Annotated in this window: 14 protein-coding genes; 8 read left to right on the plus strand and 6 right to left on the minus strand. The window is 56.4% G+C overall.

Annotated elements, in window-relative coordinates; translation table 11 throughout:
• Positions 1 to 2: 2 nt before the first annotated feature.
• Genes tauB through tauD form a run of 3 tightly spaced genes read left to right on the plus strand, consistent with a single transcriptional unit; the run spans position 3 to position 2442 of the window.
• Entirely contained in the window at positions 3 to 770 is a 768-nt protein-coding gene (tauB, locus tag EAE_RS12520) for a taurine ABC transporter ATP-binding subunit (protein WP_015704531.1), read from the plus strand.
• On the plus strand, positions 767 to 1594 hold the full coding sequence (gene tauC, locus EAE_RS12525) for a taurine ABC transporter permease TauC (protein WP_015704532.1): 828 nt from the start codon (positions 767 to 769) through the stop codon (positions 1592 to 1594). Before tauB ends, tauC begins: the two co-directional genes overlap by 4 nt.
• The gene (gene tauD / locus EAE_RS12530; protein ID WP_015704533.1) at positions 1591 to 2442 is read left to right on the plus strand and encodes a taurine dioxygenase; all 852 of its coding nucleotides are present in this window, start codon (positions 1591 to 1593) and stop codon (positions 2440 to 2442) included. Before tauC ends, tauD begins: the two co-directional genes overlap by 4 nt.
• A 4-nt stretch (positions 2443 to 2446) precedes the next feature.
• On the opposite strand, the gene olsF is transcribed toward tauD, so the two are convergent.
• The 4 genes from olsF to ampH all read right to left on the minus strand — a co-directional run bounded on the left by olsF (position 2447) and on the right by ampH (position 7599).
• Positions 2447 to 4147: a bifunctional ornithine lipid synthase OlsF gene (gene olsF / locus EAE_RS12535; RefSeq protein ID WP_015704534.1), complete on the minus strand. Its 1701-nt coding sequence runs from the start codon at positions 4145 to 4147 to the stop codon at positions 2447 to 2449.
• A gap of 528 nt (positions 4148 to 4675) precedes the next feature.
• Entirely contained in the window at positions 4676 to 5167 is a 492-nt protein-coding gene (locus EAE_RS12540; RefSeq protein WP_015704536.1) for an REP-associated tyrosine transposase, read from the minus strand.
• A 189-nt stretch (positions 5168 to 5356) separates the two neighbouring features.
• Positions 5357 to 6331, minus strand: a complete 975-nt coding sequence (gene hemB / locus EAE_RS12545; RefSeq protein ID WP_015704537.1) for a porphobilinogen synthase — start codon at positions 6329 to 6331, stop codon at positions 5357 to 5359.
• A 107-nt stretch (positions 6332 to 6438) separates the two neighbouring features.
• Positions 6439 to 7599, minus strand: coding sequence for a D-alanyl-D-alanine-carboxypeptidase/endopeptidase AmpH (gene ampH / locus EAE_RS12550; RefSeq protein ID WP_015368035.1), 1161 nt, complete (start codon positions 7597 to 7599; stop codon positions 6439 to 6441).
• Between the two features lie 220 nt (positions 7600 to 7819).
• On the opposite strand from ampH, the gene EAE_RS12555 reads away from it, so the two are divergent.
• The 3 genes from EAE_RS12555 to EAE_RS12565 all read left to right on the plus strand — a co-directional run bounded on the left by EAE_RS12555 (position 7820) and on the right by EAE_RS12565 (position 10791).
• On the plus strand, positions 7820 to 8332 hold the full coding sequence (locus EAE_RS12555; protein WP_162182304.1) for an isochorismatase family protein: 513 nt from the start codon (positions 7820 to 7822) through the stop codon (positions 8330 to 8332).
• Positions 8333 to 8448: 116 nt separating this feature from the next.
• Complete coding sequence (gene sbmA / locus EAE_RS12560; RefSeq protein ID WP_015368033.1) at positions 8449 to 9669, plus strand: peptide antibiotic transporter SbmA; 1221 nt, start codon at positions 8449 to 8451, stop codon at positions 9667 to 9669.
• 18 nt (positions 9670 to 9687) lie between these two features.
• On the plus strand, positions 9688 to 10791 hold the full coding sequence (locus EAE_RS12565; protein ID WP_015704539.1) for a DUF1615 domain-containing protein: 1104 nt from the start codon (positions 9688 to 9690) through the stop codon (positions 10789 to 10791).
• On the opposite strand, the gene EAE_RS12570 is transcribed toward EAE_RS12565, so the two are convergent.
• Positions 10788 to 11093, minus strand: coding sequence for a DUF2755 family protein (locus EAE_RS12570; RefSeq protein WP_015704540.1), 306 nt, complete (start codon positions 11091 to 11093; stop codon positions 10788 to 10790). The two genes, EAE_RS12565 and EAE_RS12570, sit on opposite strands and share 4 nt — an antisense overlap.
• A 242-nt stretch (positions 11094 to 11335) precedes the next feature.
• Between EAE_RS12570 and EAE_RS12575 the strand changes: the two genes are divergently transcribed.
• Complete coding sequence (locus EAE_RS12575) at positions 11336 to 11539, plus strand: DUF2754 family protein (protein WP_015368030.1); 204 nt, start codon at positions 11336 to 11338, stop codon at positions 11537 to 11539.
• A gap of 52 nt (positions 11540 to 11591) precedes the next feature.
• Here EAE_RS12575 and ddlA read toward each other — a convergent pair whose 3' ends face one another.
• A complete protein-coding gene (ddlA, locus tag EAE_RS12580) occupies positions 11592 to 12689 on the minus strand; it encodes a D-alanine--D-alanine ligase (protein WP_015704541.1) in 1098 nt (365 codons plus the stop codon).
• A 302-nt stretch (positions 12690 to 12991) separates the two neighbouring features.
• Here ddlA and EAE_RS12585 point away from each other — a divergent pair, with 302 nt between their 5' ends.
• Positions 12992 to 14191, plus strand: coding sequence for a multidrug efflux MFS transporter (locus EAE_RS12585; protein ID WP_015368028.1), 1200 nt, complete (start codon positions 12992 to 12994; stop codon positions 14189 to 14191).
• Positions 14192 to 14467: the final 276 nt, after the last annotated feature.

A 14467-nucleotide genomic window follows, 5' to 3' on the forward strand; every position in this document is an offset into this window, starting at 1 on the left:
TGATGCTGCAAATCTCGCATCTTTCCGCTGATTATGGCGGTAAACCAGCGCTGGCGGATATCAACCTGACGTTGGACAGCGGCGAACTGCTGGTGGTGCTGGGCCCTTCCGGCTGCGGCAAAACCACACTGCTGAACCTGATTGCCGGATTCGTGCCTTACCAGCACGGCAGCATCACTCTCGAAGGCCGTCGCATCGACGGGCCGGGCGCCGATCGCGGCGTGGTGTTTCAAAATGAAGGCCTGCTGCCGTGGCGCAACGTGCTGGATAACGTCGCGCTGGGATTACAGCTGGCGGGGGTTGAAAAGATCCGACGCCGGGAAATCGCCGCGCAAATGTTGAAAAAAGTCGGCCTGCAGGGGGCGGAAAAGCGCTTTATCTGGCAGCTGTCCGGCGGCCAGCGCCAGCGTGTCGGTATTGCGCGCGCGCTGGCGGCGGATCCGCAGCTTCTGCTGCTGGATGAGCCCTTCGGCGCGCTGGATGCCTTTACTCGCGAGCAAATGCAAACCCTGCTGCTGCGCCTGTGGCATGAAACCGGCAAGCAGGTGCTGTTGATTACCCACGATATCGAAGAAGCGGTATTTATGGCCAGCGAGCTGGTGCTGCTGTCTCCGGGGCCGGGGCGGGTGCAGGAACGCCTGCCGCTGGAGTTTGGCCGCCGTTTTGTCGCCGGTGAATCCTGCCGCAGCATTAAATCGGATCCGCAATTTATCGCCCAGCGCGAATATGTGCTTAGCAGGGTGTTCGAACAACGGGAGGCTTTCTCATGAGCGTGGTCCTTAATGATAAACCGCGCCAGCGCGCGCTGAAATGGCGCTGGCCGCTTTCACGGCAGCTGACCCTTAGCGTAGCGACGCTGGCAGTATTGCTGGCTATCTGGTGGGCGGTGACCGCGTTGCAGCTGATTAGCCCGTTGTTTTTACCCTCGCCGTGGCAGGTATTGCAGAAGCTACTGACCATTGCCGGGCCGCAAGGCTTTATGGACGCGACCCTGTGGCAGCATCTGGTGGCGAGCCTGACGCGTATCGCCATCGCGCTGGTACTGGCGGCGATCGTCGGCGTACCGGTGGGGATCGCCATGGGATTGAGCCCAACGGTACGCGGGATCCTCGACCCGCTGATCGAACTGTATCGTCCGGTACCGCCGCTGGCGTGGCTGCCGCTGGTGATCATCTGGTTCGGCATTGGCGAAACGCCGAAAATCTTACTGATCTATCTGGCTATTTTCGCTCCGGTAGTGATGTCGACGCTGGCGGGGGTTAAAAGCGCGCAGCAGGTCCGCGTTCGCGCCGCACAGTCTTTAGGGGCCAGTCGCGCTCAGGTGCTGTGGCTGGTGATCCTGCCGGGCGCGCTGCCGGAAATTCTCACCGGCCTGCGCATTGGCCTTGGCGTCGGTTGGTCGACGCTGGTGGCGGCGGAGTTGATTGCCGCCACTCGCGGCTTAGGTTTTATGGTGCAATCCGCCGGTGAATTCCTGGCGACCGATGTGGTGTTAGCCGGGATCGCGGTGATTGCGATAATCGCATTTGTTCTGGAACTGGGACTGCGCGCGTTGCAGCGCCGCCTGACGCCCTGGCATGGAGAAGTACAATGAGTGAACGTCTGAGCATTACCCCGTTGGGACCGTATATTGGCGCGCAGGTGGCCGGAGCCGATTTGACCCGTCCGTTAAGCGACAATCAGTTTGAGCAGCTATACCACGCGGTGCTGCGCCATCAGGTGGTGTTCCTGCGCGAGCAAAATATCACCCCGCAACAGCAGCGCGATCTGGCGTTACGTTTTGGCGATTTGCATATCCATCCGGTCTATCCGCATGCGCCGGGCGTGGATGAAATTATCGTGCTGGATACCCATAACGATAATCCGCCGGACAACGATAACTGGCATACCGACGTGACCTTTATCGATACGCCGCCGGCGGGGGCGATTCTGGCGGCGAAGGAGTTACCTTCTACCGGCGGCGATACCCTGTGGACCAGCGGTATTGCCGCCTGGGAAGCGCTCTCTGAACCGTTTCGCCAGCTGTTGAGCGGGTTACGCGCGGAGCACGATTTCCGCAAATCGTTCCAGGAGTACAAGTACAACAAGACGGAAGCGGAGCATCAGCGCTGGCGCGAGGCGGTGGCGAAGAACCCGCCGCTGTTGCACCCGGTGGTACGTACCCATCCGGTAACCGGTAAGCAGGCGCTGTTCGTCAATGAAGGGTTTACCACCCGTATTGTGGATGTCAGCGAGAAAGAGAGCGAGGCGTTGCTGAATTTCTTGTTTGCTCACGTCACAAAACCGGAATTCCAGGTGCGCTGGCGCTGGCAGCCGAACGATGTGGCGATTTGGGATAACCGGGTGACGCAGCATTACGCCAACGCCGACTATCTGCCGCAGCGGCGCATCATGCACCGCGCGACAATTCTTGGTGATAAGCCGTTCTACCGGGCGGGATAAACGGCTAGAGATGCGCGCCGATGTAGCGCTGGTAGCGGTTGGCTTTCAGGTAGGTTAAATCCACCAGCACCAGCCCATCGACGCAGTGATTAAAGTCCGGGTCGCTGCCGAAATCGATAAACTGCACGCCGCCCGGCTCGCACACTTCCGAGTACTGTTTATACAGCGGCGGGATGCCGCAGCCGAGGTTGCCGAGCAGGGACTTCAGCCGCGTCAGGTCTTCGGTGTAATCCTCGCCGCCAAACTGCGCCAGCACCTCGGGTAGCGAAGCTGGGTAGGGGCGACGGGATTTGGCCAGCGGATGCGTCGCCGGAAACCATAAGCGGTAGAAGGCGACCAGCAAATCGCGGGCATCGGGCGGCAGTCCGCCTGAAATTGAGACCGGGCCAAAAAGATAGCGATAGTGCGGGTTTCGCGCCAGCCAGGCGCCGATGCCTGACCAGAGATAATCCAGCCCGCGGCGCCCCCAGTAGCGCGGCTGAATGAAGCTGCGCCCCAGTTCAATCCCGTGCTGCAGAATATCGTCCATCCGTGCGTCGTAGTGGAACAGGCTGTAGCTGTAGATGCCCTCCAGTCCTCGTTTCTCCAGTTGCATGGCGGTAGGCATAAAACGATAGGCGCCGACGATCTCCAGATCCTCTTCATCCCATAAAATCAGGTGCAGATAGTCATCATCGTAGCTATCGATATCGCGGCGTTTGCCGCTGCCTTCGCCGACCGCCCGGAAAGCGATCTCCCGCAGACGGCCCAGTTCGCGTAGCAGCGGCGCCTCTTCCTGGCCGTTGCGCTGCCACAGATAAATCAGCTTACCGTCCGCGGTTTTGCCCAGACATTCGGTTTTTGCCAGCTCGCGTTTGAGCAGCGCGCGGTCTTCCGGGCGGGCGATCGCGCTTTCGCTTTTAAACAGGCCGGGGTGTCCTTTACCGAGGAGCTCGACGTGGCGGTAGCAGCGGTCCGCCAGTTCGCGGACGGAAAGCGGCGGCTGATGCCACGATGACCACGCGATTTGCTGGCCAATGCGTAACGGCAAGCTGCTATCGCGGCGGCGAAACATCTGCTGCATTAATAGCAGCAGCGGCAGATTATCGGAGAGCAGGGCGCTGGCGTAGAACAGCGGGCTGTTGTGGGCGCGGATCCAGGCCGGCAGCAGCGGCGCGCGGTATTTCGCCGCCAGCTTGATGAAGCCGGGATGCCATTTTTTATCACGGATGCCGCGGCGGGTCAGACGCGAGACTTCCCCCGCCGGGAAGAAGATCAGCACGCCGCCCTGCTGAAGCTGTTGGTCCATCTGCTGCAGCGCTGCTTTGGCGGTACGGCCGTTGATATTATCCACCGGAATAAACAGCGAGCTCAGCGGTTCAAGATGGGTCAGCATGCGGTTAGTGACGACTTTGACATCGCGCCGTACGCGGGAGACTGCATAGAGCAGAGCGAGTCCATCGAGCGTGCCGGTCGGATGGTTGGCGATAATCACCAGCGGGCCATGTTCGGGGATTTGTTCAAGGTCATGCGCCGGGATAGCGCAGCGGATATTGAGATGTTCGAGGACCTGTTCGACCGTATCCAGTCCTTTCAGGTGACGATGGCGGGCGGCAAATTGCTGGAACTCTTCTTCATACAGAAGCTTTTTCAACACCTTTTTCTGCCAGGGGGCGGGCCTCGCCTGAGGCCACAGGTCATCGAGAACGTTGTCGAGACTAAACATAGTGACTCCTCCTCTGTCCTGCCCAGACAGTAGAAGGCGCAGATGTCGTTCAGATTACAATTCGGTGAAGATTCGGTCTCAGCAGGCGAGGTTTCCCGGATAGCGGCTTACGCCTTATCCGGGCTACGATCTGGCATTTGGTTGGTAGCCCCGGTAAGCGTTAGCGCTACCGGGGAGGATCCCCGGATAGCGGCTTACGCCTTATCCGGGCTACGGTTTGGCATTCGTTTGGTAGCCCCGGTAAGCGTCAGCGCCACCGGGGAGGATCCCCGGATAGCGGCTTACGCCTTATCCGGGCTACGGTTTGGCATTTGGTTGGTAGCCCCGGTAAGCGTCAGCGCCACCGGGGAGGATCTCCGGATAGCGGCTTACGCCTTATCCGGGCTACGGTTTGGCATTCGGTCGGGAGCCCCGGTAAGCGTCAGCGCCACCGGGGAGAGGCCCCGGATAGCGGCTTACGCCTTATCCGGGCTACGATTTGGCATTCGGTTGGTAGCCCCGGTAAGCGTCAGCGCCACCGGGGAGGGGCTATCGGCGTTCGCCGCAGCTAAGTTCAAAGCTTTCGCCAGCCCAGTTTGCAGGATATAGCCCGCGTTGGACATCTCGATGAAAGGTTGAAAATGGCCAATCAATAACCTGCGTAACCCAGCCATGCTTGAGTGGATTGATATGGATGTAGTCTACATGACGGCGATAATCTTCTTCATCACGTATAGCATGCTCCCAGAAGCGAGGCTGCCAGATATGTTGTCGTTTTAGTGTTCTGCTAAAGCAGCCTTTGATATCGCGCCAGCGTGAAGAAAAATCGTCATCATTATTGGGAAGTGTCCAGATACAGTGGAGATGTTCAGGCAATACCACCCAGGCATTAATGATAAAAGGGCGACGTTGTTTTACAACGGAGATGGAGTAGCGAAATAATTCAATTCTTTCCGTCAGAAGCATGCTTCTACGGTCCTTCAAATTAACGGTAAAGAACCAGGTTCCCCCCTTGATGTAATAGCGTCGATAAGCAACCACAGCTTCTCCTGGTAGCCAGCGTTTATAATGTGATTTAAGACGTTAAAGGAGAAGAGAAGGTTCGCCAAGGAGCCGTCACGGAAGATGGAAAGCAGCACGCAAAATCTGATTCCCGGATAGCGGCTCACGCCTCATCCGGGCTACAAGGTAGCCCCGGTAAGCGTCAGCGCTACCGGGGAGAGGGAAGGTTTAACGCAGGATTTTTTTCTCGGCCAGATCGAGGGCGAAATAGCTGAAGATCAGGTCCGCGCCCGCGCGTTTAATTGCGCCAAGGCTTTCCAGCACCACTTTCTCTTCGTCGATTGCGCCAGCCTGCGCGGCAAATTTGATCATCGCGTACTCGCCGCTGACCTGATAAGCGCCGAGCGGCAGGTCGGTGCGCTCGCGGATATCACGCAGGATATCCAGATAGGCACCGGCCGGTTTCACCATCAGGCAGTCCGCGCCCTGGGCTTCATCGAGCAGCGACTCGCGAATTGCTTCGCGACGGTTCATCGGGCTCATCTGGTAGGTCTTACGATCGCCTTTCAGCGCGGTACCGGCGGCTTCACGGAACGGGCCGTAGAACGATGACGCGAATTTGGTCGAGTAAGACATAATCGCGGTATTAGTAAAGCCCGCGGCATCCAGCGAACGGCGGATCGCTTGCACCTGACCGTCCATCGCGGCGGAGGGCGCGATGAAATCAGCGCCGGCGGCCGCGGCGACCACCGCCTGCTTACCGAGATTTTCCAGAGTCGCATCGTTATCGACGCCGTGCTCGCACAGCACGCCGCAGTGGCCGTGCGAGGTGTATTCGCAGAAGCAGGTATCGGACATGACGATCATTTCCGGCACCGCCTGTTTGGCGATACGGGTCATCCGCGCCACCAGACCGTTTTCGTTCCAGGTATCGCTACCGGTCGCGTCGGTATGATGGGAGATGCCAAAAGTCATCACTGAACGAATACCGGCGTTGGCGATGCGCTCAATTTCGCGCGCCAGATGTTTTTCCGGAATACGCATGACGCCAGGCATCGCTTCGATGGCTTTGTAATCGTCAATTTCTTCTTCAACAAAGATCGGCAACACCAGGTCGTTCAAACTCAGTGTTGTCTCTTCAAACATGGCGCGCAGCGAGGCGGATTGACGCAGGCGGCGTGGGCGAGTGATTAAATCTGTCATGGTTTGCCTGATTTTGTGAAATGAAAGAAGGTAGTGTACCGCAAACGACAGCGGGATGTTTCGCCAAAACGATCCTTAACAATCAGTGGCAAAACATCCCGCAACAATTACTGGCTGGCGGTTTCCATATTCGGCTGCACGCCGCTTAAGGCGCTGACGAGGTCGTTGACGCCGTCGCTCATGGCGCTGAAACGGGTCAACGCGGAACGGGTCACCACCACGAAGACCCCGACGTTAGCCTGCGGGTTCATCGCCATATAGGTAATAAATCCGCCGCCGCCGCCGGTTTTCTGAATAATGCCCGGATGGCCGTTTTTCGGCTTCATGTACACCCAGCCAAGACCCAGCGCATCGGCTTTACCCGGAACATCCATGCCGATCACTCGGGTGAGCTGGGTACGTTGATAAATCAGCGTCTGCATGCGATCGGCCTGCTGGCCGCGAGTATAGAAATCCGAAGAGAGGAACTGCTGCATCCAGCGCATCATATCGCCCGGGGTCGAATACACGCCGCCGCTGCCGATGGCCGCGAGGGTGTTATTACACGGGCTGGCGCCTTTCTCCGCCACCATCAAGCGTTGACACTGATCCGGCGATGGGGTGAAGGTGGTGTCCTTCATGCCGAGCGGGCGGGTGATTTGTTCTTCAAACAGCTGCGGGTAGGGCTTACCGGCGGCGGTCGATAGCGCATCGGCCAGCAGGTCGAAGGCCAGGTTGGAATAGGCCGCCTGCGAACCCGGCGTGGTTTTAAGCGTAGCCGTCGACAGCCAGTTCCAGCGCTGCTGGCGGGTCGGCCAGACGAATACCGGGCGATGCGCCGCGCCGCCGGGCTGCTCGCGCGGCAGGGCGCTGGTGTGGGTTGCGAGATTGACCAGCGTAATCGGTACGCCCTGGTAGGTTGGCACCCGCGCGCCAGGCGGCGCGTATTTACTCAGCGGATCGTCAAGCTTAACCAGTCCCTGATCGAGCAGTTTCACCAGCATTTCACTGGTCATCAGCTTACTCAGAGAGGCGATGCGGATAACGGAATCCAATTGTGGATGCTGATTATTACCCGGACGGGTTTCGCCGAAGCTGCGGAATACGCGCTGGTTGCCGTCGATAACCACCATCGCCATGCCGGTGGCGCCGCTGCCGTAATAAATATGTTCGGCGAAGCGGTCGACCACATCAGAAGTAAATACCGGATCAACGCTCGGCTGAACCGCCTGGGCTGAGGTCCACGACGCCGCGCACAGCGCAGCAAAAATGAGCAAACTACGTTTCAACGGAGGCATCCATCGTTTATTAGGGGAATATACACTGTATTTATACTACGAAGTCGCAGCGAACAAAGTGGGAATAACGACAATATTCACAGAAAAGCGTAACGGTGCGTAAAAATGACTTTTTTCCGCTTTCAGATATCTGCTTTTCCGCCTGACGCGTATGATTAAGCTCTTATTCATCTTATAAAAGAGAGTGGTGATGGCATCTCAACGGGTTCTGATGGTAGTGGATATGCAAAACGGCGTATTCGAGACGCCGCGTGTCGATCGCGAACGCTGCGTGGCGCAAATCAATCGCCTGATTCACGCCGCCGATAGCGTTATTTTCATTCAGCACGCTGAAGCGGGTGGGCTGGAAGAGGGAAGCGAGGGGTTTGCGCTGCTGCCTGAACTGGCGCAACCCGCCGGGGCGCGCTACGTCACCAAAACGGCCTGCGATGCGTTTTATAAAACCGAACTTGAACAGGTGCTGCGCGAGATCGGAACTCACGCTTTTGTTATCTGCGGCTGCGCGACCGATTATTGCGTCGATACCACCATCAAAAACGGCGCCAGCCGCGGCTACGCCATCACCATCGCCGAAGATGCCCATACCACCGCCAACCGCGCCGCCGCCGAGGCCAAAACGCTGATCGCTCACTATAACGAGGTGTGGCGGACTTTCACCCTTCCCGATAATCCTTTACGCGTGAAACCCGTAGAAACAATTCTTGCCGAATGGCAGACGAACTAAGTCGCTGATATCCGGTCTCATCATGGGTCCGCTTTACTTCGCCGCCGCGCGTTGCGGCGGGCGTACGTGTGGTACACAGCAAAAACAGAACGATAAGAAGTTAGCAGGAGAGTACGATGTTTAAAGCTTTTTTCCCCAAACCGGGGCCGTTTTTTATTTCTGCCTTTATCTGGTCGCTGCTGGCGGTGATCTTTTGGCAGGCGGGCGGCGGCGACTGGCTGCTGCGGATAACCGGCGCATCGCAAGATGTCGCCATCAGCGCGGCGCGGTTCTGGTCGCTCAACTATTTGGTATTTTACGCGTATTATCTGTTCTGTGTCGGCGCCTTTGCGCTGTTCTGGTTTATCTATAGCCCGCATCGTTGGCAATACTGGTCGATTCTCGGCACCTCGTTGATTATTTTTGTCACCTGGTTTTTGGTGGAAGTTGGGGTGGCGATCAACGCCTGGTATGCGCCGTTCTATGATTTGATTCAGAGCGCGCTGGCCACGCCGCACAAGGTCAGCATCAGTCAGTTCTACCACGAGATTGGCATTTTTCTCGGCATCGCGCTGATTGCGGTGGTGATTGGCGTGCTGAATAACTTCTTCGTCAGCCACTATGTGTTCCGCTGGCGTACCGCGATGAACGAACACTATATGGAACACTGGCAGCATCTGCGCCATATTGAAGGTGCAGCTCAGCGTGTGCAGGAAGACACCATGCGCTTCGCGGCGACGCTTGAAGACATGGGCGTAAGCTTTATTAATGCGGTCATGACGCTGATTGCCTTCCTGCCGGTGCTGGTTTCGCTGTCGGCGCATGTGCCGGACCTGCCGATCGTTGGTCATTTACCGTATGGACTGGTGATCGCCGCTATTGTGTGGTCGCTGATGGGAACCGGGCTGCTGGCGGTGGTCGGGATCAAGCTGCCGGGCCTGCAATTTAAAAACCAGCGCGTAGAAGCCGCCTATCGTAAAGAGCTGGTGTATGGTGAGGATGACGCCAACCGCGCCACGCCGCCGACCGTGCGAGAACTGTTCAACGCGGTGCGCCACAACTACTTCCGTCTCTATTTCCACTATATGTATTTCAATATCGCCCGTATTCTTTACCTGCAGGTGGATAACGTTTTCGGCTTGTTCCTGCTGTTTCCGTCGATTGTCGCCGGTACGATTACGCTCGGCCTGATGACCCAGATCACCAACGTGTTCGGCCAGGTACGCGGCTCGTTCCAGTATCTGATAAGTTCGTGGACCACGCTGGTGGAACTGATGTCCATCTATAAACGTTTGCGCAGCTTTGAGCGCGAACTGGATAACAAAGGGCTGCAGGAAGTCTCTTCAACCGTTAATTAATAAATGCAAGGAAGGTTTATGGCGCAGGTTTCTCGCGGTGTTTCACTCTCTTTTACGCTGCTGGCCGGGTTGGTGCTGAGCGCCTGTACCAGCCAGCAGGCGCCTAAGTTGAAAGAAGGCGAGAAGCCGGTGGATGTTGCCGCCGTGGTGCGGCAAAAAATGCCCGCCAGCGTCAAAGACCGCGAGGCCTGGGCGCAGGCGATTGCCAAAACCTTTGACAGCCAGAAGCTGGCGCCGACGGAAGAAAACGTCTGTTCGGTGCTGGCGGTCGCGCAGCAGGAATCAAACTATCAGGCCGATCCGGCGGTGCCGGGCCTGAATAAAATCGCCTGGCAGGAAATTGACCGCCGGGCGGAAAAAATGCATATCCCGGTATTTCTGGTGCATACCGCGCTGAAAATCACCTCACCAAACGGTAAAAGTTACAGCGATCGCCTGGATAACGTCAAAACGGAAAAACAGCTGAGCGCGATTTTTGATGACTTCATTGGCATGGTGCCGATGGGCCAGAAGCTGTTCGGCTCTCTCAACCCGGTGCATACCGGCGGGCCAATGCAGGTAAGCATCGCCTTTGCCCAGCAGCACACCGATGGTTATCCGTGGAAAATGGACGGCACCGTGCGCCAGGAGGTTTTCAGTCTACGTGGCGGGTTGTGGTTCGGCACCTATCATCTGCTCAACTACCCGGCTAACTACAGCGTGCCGCTGTACCGCTTTGCTGATTTCAATGCCGGTTGGTATGCCAGCCGTAATGCCGCCTTCCAGAATGCGGTGGTTAAAGCCACCGGCGTTAAGCTGGCGCTGGATGGCGATCTTATTCGCTATGACAGCGATGAGCCCGGAACGACTGAGATGGCGGTGCGCCGTTTAGCCGGGCAGTTGGGGATGAGCGATGGCGATATCCATCGTCAACTGAAGAAGGGGGATAGCCTGGCGTTTGAAGAGAGCGATTTGTATAAGAAAATATTCAAAATCGCCGAGAAAAAGGCCGGGAAAACACTTCCGCGCGAGATGTTGCCAGGGATCCAACTGGAAAGCCCGAAAATCACCCGCAATCTCACCACCGCGTGGTTTGCTAAGCGGGTCGACGATCGCCGCGCCAGCTGTATGGCGCGTCGTTAACGGTTATGGTACCAGCGCAGGATAAGCCCCAGCGCGCCGACCAGCAGGCTACCAAACAGGAACGGAATTAAACCGAACAGGGTACCGACGCCGAGCCCAATTTCAATACGCGGGCGATTGGTATCCTGAATCTGAATGAGATGTTCGAATACGCCAGGCGCGTGTACCAGCATGCTCAACATTTGCGCGCCGGCCCAGATGCACAGCAGAACAAAAAGCGCGTAGGCAATGTTACCGCTGGTGATCGATACCTTCTTTTTGTTGCTCCCCATCAGCGTCTTTGAAAACGTAAATTCAGCCATATAAACCTCCGCAACACCTGTTCCGCTGGTTTTCCCCCAGCTCTATAGACAGGAATTCTGGCAGCGGCGGGCGTTTCCCTGTATCAGATTGCTGGTAATTTCTGCCAGGAATAATCCTGTTTTGACAAAACTGTCGGCGGGCCCGCATTGCACAAAAGGGAGAGCGGCTTCGCATTGTGCGAACAATCTTGTTGGCGCGGCGGGCGGCTATGCGATGATGTTTTTTTTCTGCAGGAGTCGTTATGAAGCTGACCGACAAAATCCGCCGTGACTGGCACTACTACGCGTTCGCGCTGGGGTTAATTTTTATTTTGAATGGCGTGGTGGGGCTGCTGGGGTTTGACGCGCAGGGGTGGCAATCATATGCCGTCGGTCTGGCGACGTGGGTTGTGAGCTTCTGGCTGGCGGGATTTGTTATTCGCCGCCGTCCGGCAGAAGAGGCGTAATAACGACGTGGTAGCCCGGGTAAGGCGGTACGCCGCTACCCGGGAAAGAGGCTTAGTTCATTGAGGTTTTCAGCGCGCGGTCGGCGGCGTGGCGCTCCAGCGCAAGCTCGATCAGGCGGCTTATCAGGCTGGTGTAATCCAGGCCGCTGGCCTGCCACAGCTTCGGATACATGCTGATGTTGGTAAAGCCAGGCAGCGTGTTGATTTCGTTGATCACTACCTCGTTATCTTCCGTCAGGAAGACGTCCACGCGGGCCATTCCGCTGCAGCCGAGCGTTTGGTAAGCGCGGACGGCGATATCGCGGATTTTGTCGTTGATCTCCGGGGCGATGGCTGCCGGAACCACCACCTGTGCGCCTTTGTCATCAATGTACTTGGTATCGTAGGCATAGAATTCGCTATTGAGTACGATCTCCCCGCAGGTGCTGGCCTGAGGATAATCATTGCCCAGCACCGCGCACTCGATTTCACGGCCCTTAATCCCTTGTTCAACTACCACTTTATGGTCGAATTCAAAGGCTAACGCGACGGCCTGCAGGTACTCTTCTTCGCTCTTCACCTTGCTGACGCCGACGGAAGAACCCTGGTTTGCGGGCTTCACGAACAGCGGTAACCCCAGCTTCGCTTTGACATCGGCAAAGCTGAACTGCTGGCGGTTGGCGCGAGTCAGAGTGATGAACGGCGCAATTGACAGACCGGCATCGCGAAGCAGGCGTTTAGTGACGTCTTTATCCATGCAGGCGGCTGAGCCCAGCACATCGGATCCGACGAACGGCAAATTCGCCATCCGCAGCATCCCCTGCAGCGAACCATCTTCGCCAAGGGTGCCGTGAACAATCGGGAAGATAACGTCGATGGCCGCCAGCGGCTGGCCGCTATCGGCGTTGATCAACTGATGGGCATCGCGACCGGGAATTTGCGCCAGCGTCACGTCGGACGGGCGCAGCGCGATATGGGCGGGATCCTGCGGGTTCAGCAGATAGTTGCTGGCATCGTTGATATGCCAAAGCCCCTGTTTATCGATTCCCAGCAGCACAACATCAAAGCGCGTTTTATCAATTGCTTCGACGATATTTTTGGCTGACTGCAGCGACACTTCATGTTCTGCCGACTTACCGCCAAAAACGATCCCAACCCTCATTTTAGACATTTCAACTTCCATCCTGATTACATCAAAACACATAACATAGCATGTGTTTTAGCGAGATGGCTGCCTGAATCTTTACCCTATGCTGCAGAGGGTTAAATGCTGCGCATTCGTCGCTATCCGCCGATGAGCCTCAGCACATCGCACTGACGAGAATGCGGTTATCTTCGATTATGTTTGTCTACTCCGCGGTCAGGGCGATAAAACACCAAACTCGCGGCATGCGCATCTCTGGTGCTACGTGCGGAGACGGAAATTGCTAAGCTAGGTAATAATTAACGAAACACTAATGAATACGCGTAGTTATGGAATCCTGGAAGGTTAATCTCATTTCTGTCTGGTTCGGCTGTTTTTTCACCGGACTCGCCATCAGTCAAATTCTGCCCTTCTTACCGCTGTATGTCTCTCAGTTGGGCGTTACCTCACATCAAGCGCTGTCGATGTGGTCGGGCTTGACCTTTAGCGTCACCTTCCTGGTGTCGGCGATTGTCTCGCCGATGTGGGGGAGCCTGGCAGACCGCAAAGGGCGCAAACTGATGCTGCTGCGCGCCTCCCTTGGCATGGCGATAGCGATTTTGCTACAGGCTTTTGCGACCAACGTTTGGCAGCTTTTTATTTTGCGTGCGGTAATGGGGCTAACCTCAGGCTATATACCCAACGCCATGGCGCTGGTGGCCTCGCAGGTGCCGCGTGAACGCAGCGGTTGGGCGCTAAGTACGCTGTCGACGGCGCAGATAAGCGGCGTGATCGGCGGCCCGCTGCTTGGCGGTTTTCTTGCCGACCACGTCGGCCTGCGGGCGGTATTTTTCATTACCGCGATTTTACTGACGGTCAGCTTCCTCGTGACCTTGTTTCTGATTAAAGAGGGCGCCCGGCCGCAAATGAGCAAAGCTGAACGCCTGAGCGGTAAAGCGGTCTTTGCTTCATTGACCCATCCGGGGCTGGTGATTAGCCTGTTTTTCACCACCCTGGTTATCCAGTTGTGTAACGGCTCTATCGGGCCGATTCTGGCGTTATTTATCAAGTCGATGGCGCCGGATAGTAACAACATCGCGTTTCTTGCGGGGATGATTGCCGCCGTACCGGGGATTTCGGCGTTGATTTCCGCGCCTCGGCTGGGGAAACTCGGCGATCGCATCGGGACGTCGCGTATTCTGCTGGCGACGTTATGTTGCGCGGTGGTGATGTTCTTTGCGATGTCGTTCGTGACTTCGCCGCTGCAGCTCGGGGTATTGCGCTTCCTGCTGGGCTTTGCCGACGGCGCGATGTTACCGGCGGTCCAGACGCTGCTCTTGAAATACTGCAGCGATAACGTCACCGGGCGTATTTTCGGTTATAACCAGTCATTTATGTATCTGGGTAATGTCGCCGGGCCGCTCATTGGCGCTTCGGTCTCGGCAATGGCGGGTTTCCGCTGGGTGTTTATTGCCACTGCGTTGATTGTCCTGATTAATATCTGGCAACTGGCGATTATGTTACGCCGAAGCCGCCGCGCGGCCGTTTAAATAAAAATATTGGGCGCTCATAAGGGCGCCTTATATTAATCAGCTGATATAGCTATTAACCATTACCTTTAGTTATCCTTAAATAGTGCGACGTATATTCCATTTTATTATTTACTATTAAATTTGGTTATAGAATTATCTTTTAGCTATTAATAATAGGGGCATTCCCTTTGTTGCCTGGCGGTAATAAAAACGTTTCGCTGAATATTATTGCAGGAATAACCCTATTATTTGAAAATAATTCTGGTATCGATATGCCGATGTATGACATAACTA

Origin of the sequence: Klebsiella aerogenes KCTC 2190 (assembly GCF_000215745.1) — a bacterium.
Taxonomy (GTDB): domain Bacteria; phylum Pseudomonadota; class Gammaproteobacteria; order Enterobacterales; family Enterobacteriaceae; genus Klebsiella; species Klebsiella aerogenes.

What these genes read in the sequence shown, in the direction of transcription:
- tauB (WP_015704531.1), top strand. Translation starts at nt 3, where the DNA reads ATGCTGCAAATCTCGCATCTTTCCGCTGATTATGGCGGTAAACCAGCG.
- tauC (WP_015704532.1), top strand. Translation starts at nt 767, where the DNA reads ATGAGCGTGGTCCTTAATGATAAACCGCGCCAGCGCGCGCTGAAATGG.
- tauD (WP_015704533.1), top strand. Translation starts at nt 1,591, where the DNA reads ATGAGTGAACGTCTGAGCATTACCCCGTTGGGACCGTATATTGGCGCG.
- olsF (WP_015704534.1), bottom strand. Translation starts at nt 4,147, where the DNA reads ATGTTTAGTCTCGACAACGTTCTCGATGACCTGTGGCCTCAGGCGAGG.
- hemB (WP_015704537.1), bottom strand. Translation starts at nt 6,331, where the DNA reads ATGACAGATTTAATCACTCGCCCACGCCGCCTGCGTCAATCCGCCTCG.
- EAE_RS12555 (WP_162182304.1), top strand. Translation starts at nt 7,820, where the DNA reads ATGGTAGTGGATATGCAAAACGGCGTATTCGAGACGCCGCGTGTCGAT.
- sbmA (WP_015368033.1), top strand. Translation starts at nt 8,449, where the DNA reads ATGTTTAAAGCTTTTTTCCCCAAACCGGGGCCGTTTTTTATTTCTGCC.
- EAE_RS12565 (WP_015704539.1), top strand. Translation starts at nt 9,688, where the DNA reads ATGGCGCAGGTTTCTCGCGGTGTTTCACTCTCTTTTACGCTGCTGGCC.
- EAE_RS12570 (WP_015704540.1), bottom strand. Translation starts at nt 11,093, where the DNA reads ATGGCTGAATTTACGTTTTCAAAGACGCTGATGGGGAGCAACAAAAAG.
- EAE_RS12575 (WP_015368030.1), top strand. Translation starts at nt 11,336, where the DNA reads ATGAAGCTGACCGACAAAATCCGCCGTGACTGGCACTACTACGCGTTC.
- ddlA (WP_015704541.1), bottom strand. Translation starts at nt 12,689, where the DNA reads ATGTCTAAAATGAGGGTTGGGATCGTTTTTGGCGGTAAGTCGGCAGAA.
- EAE_RS12585 (WP_015368028.1), top strand. Translation starts at nt 12,992, where the DNA reads ATGGAATCCTGGAAGGTTAATCTCATTTCTGTCTGGTTCGGCTGTTTT.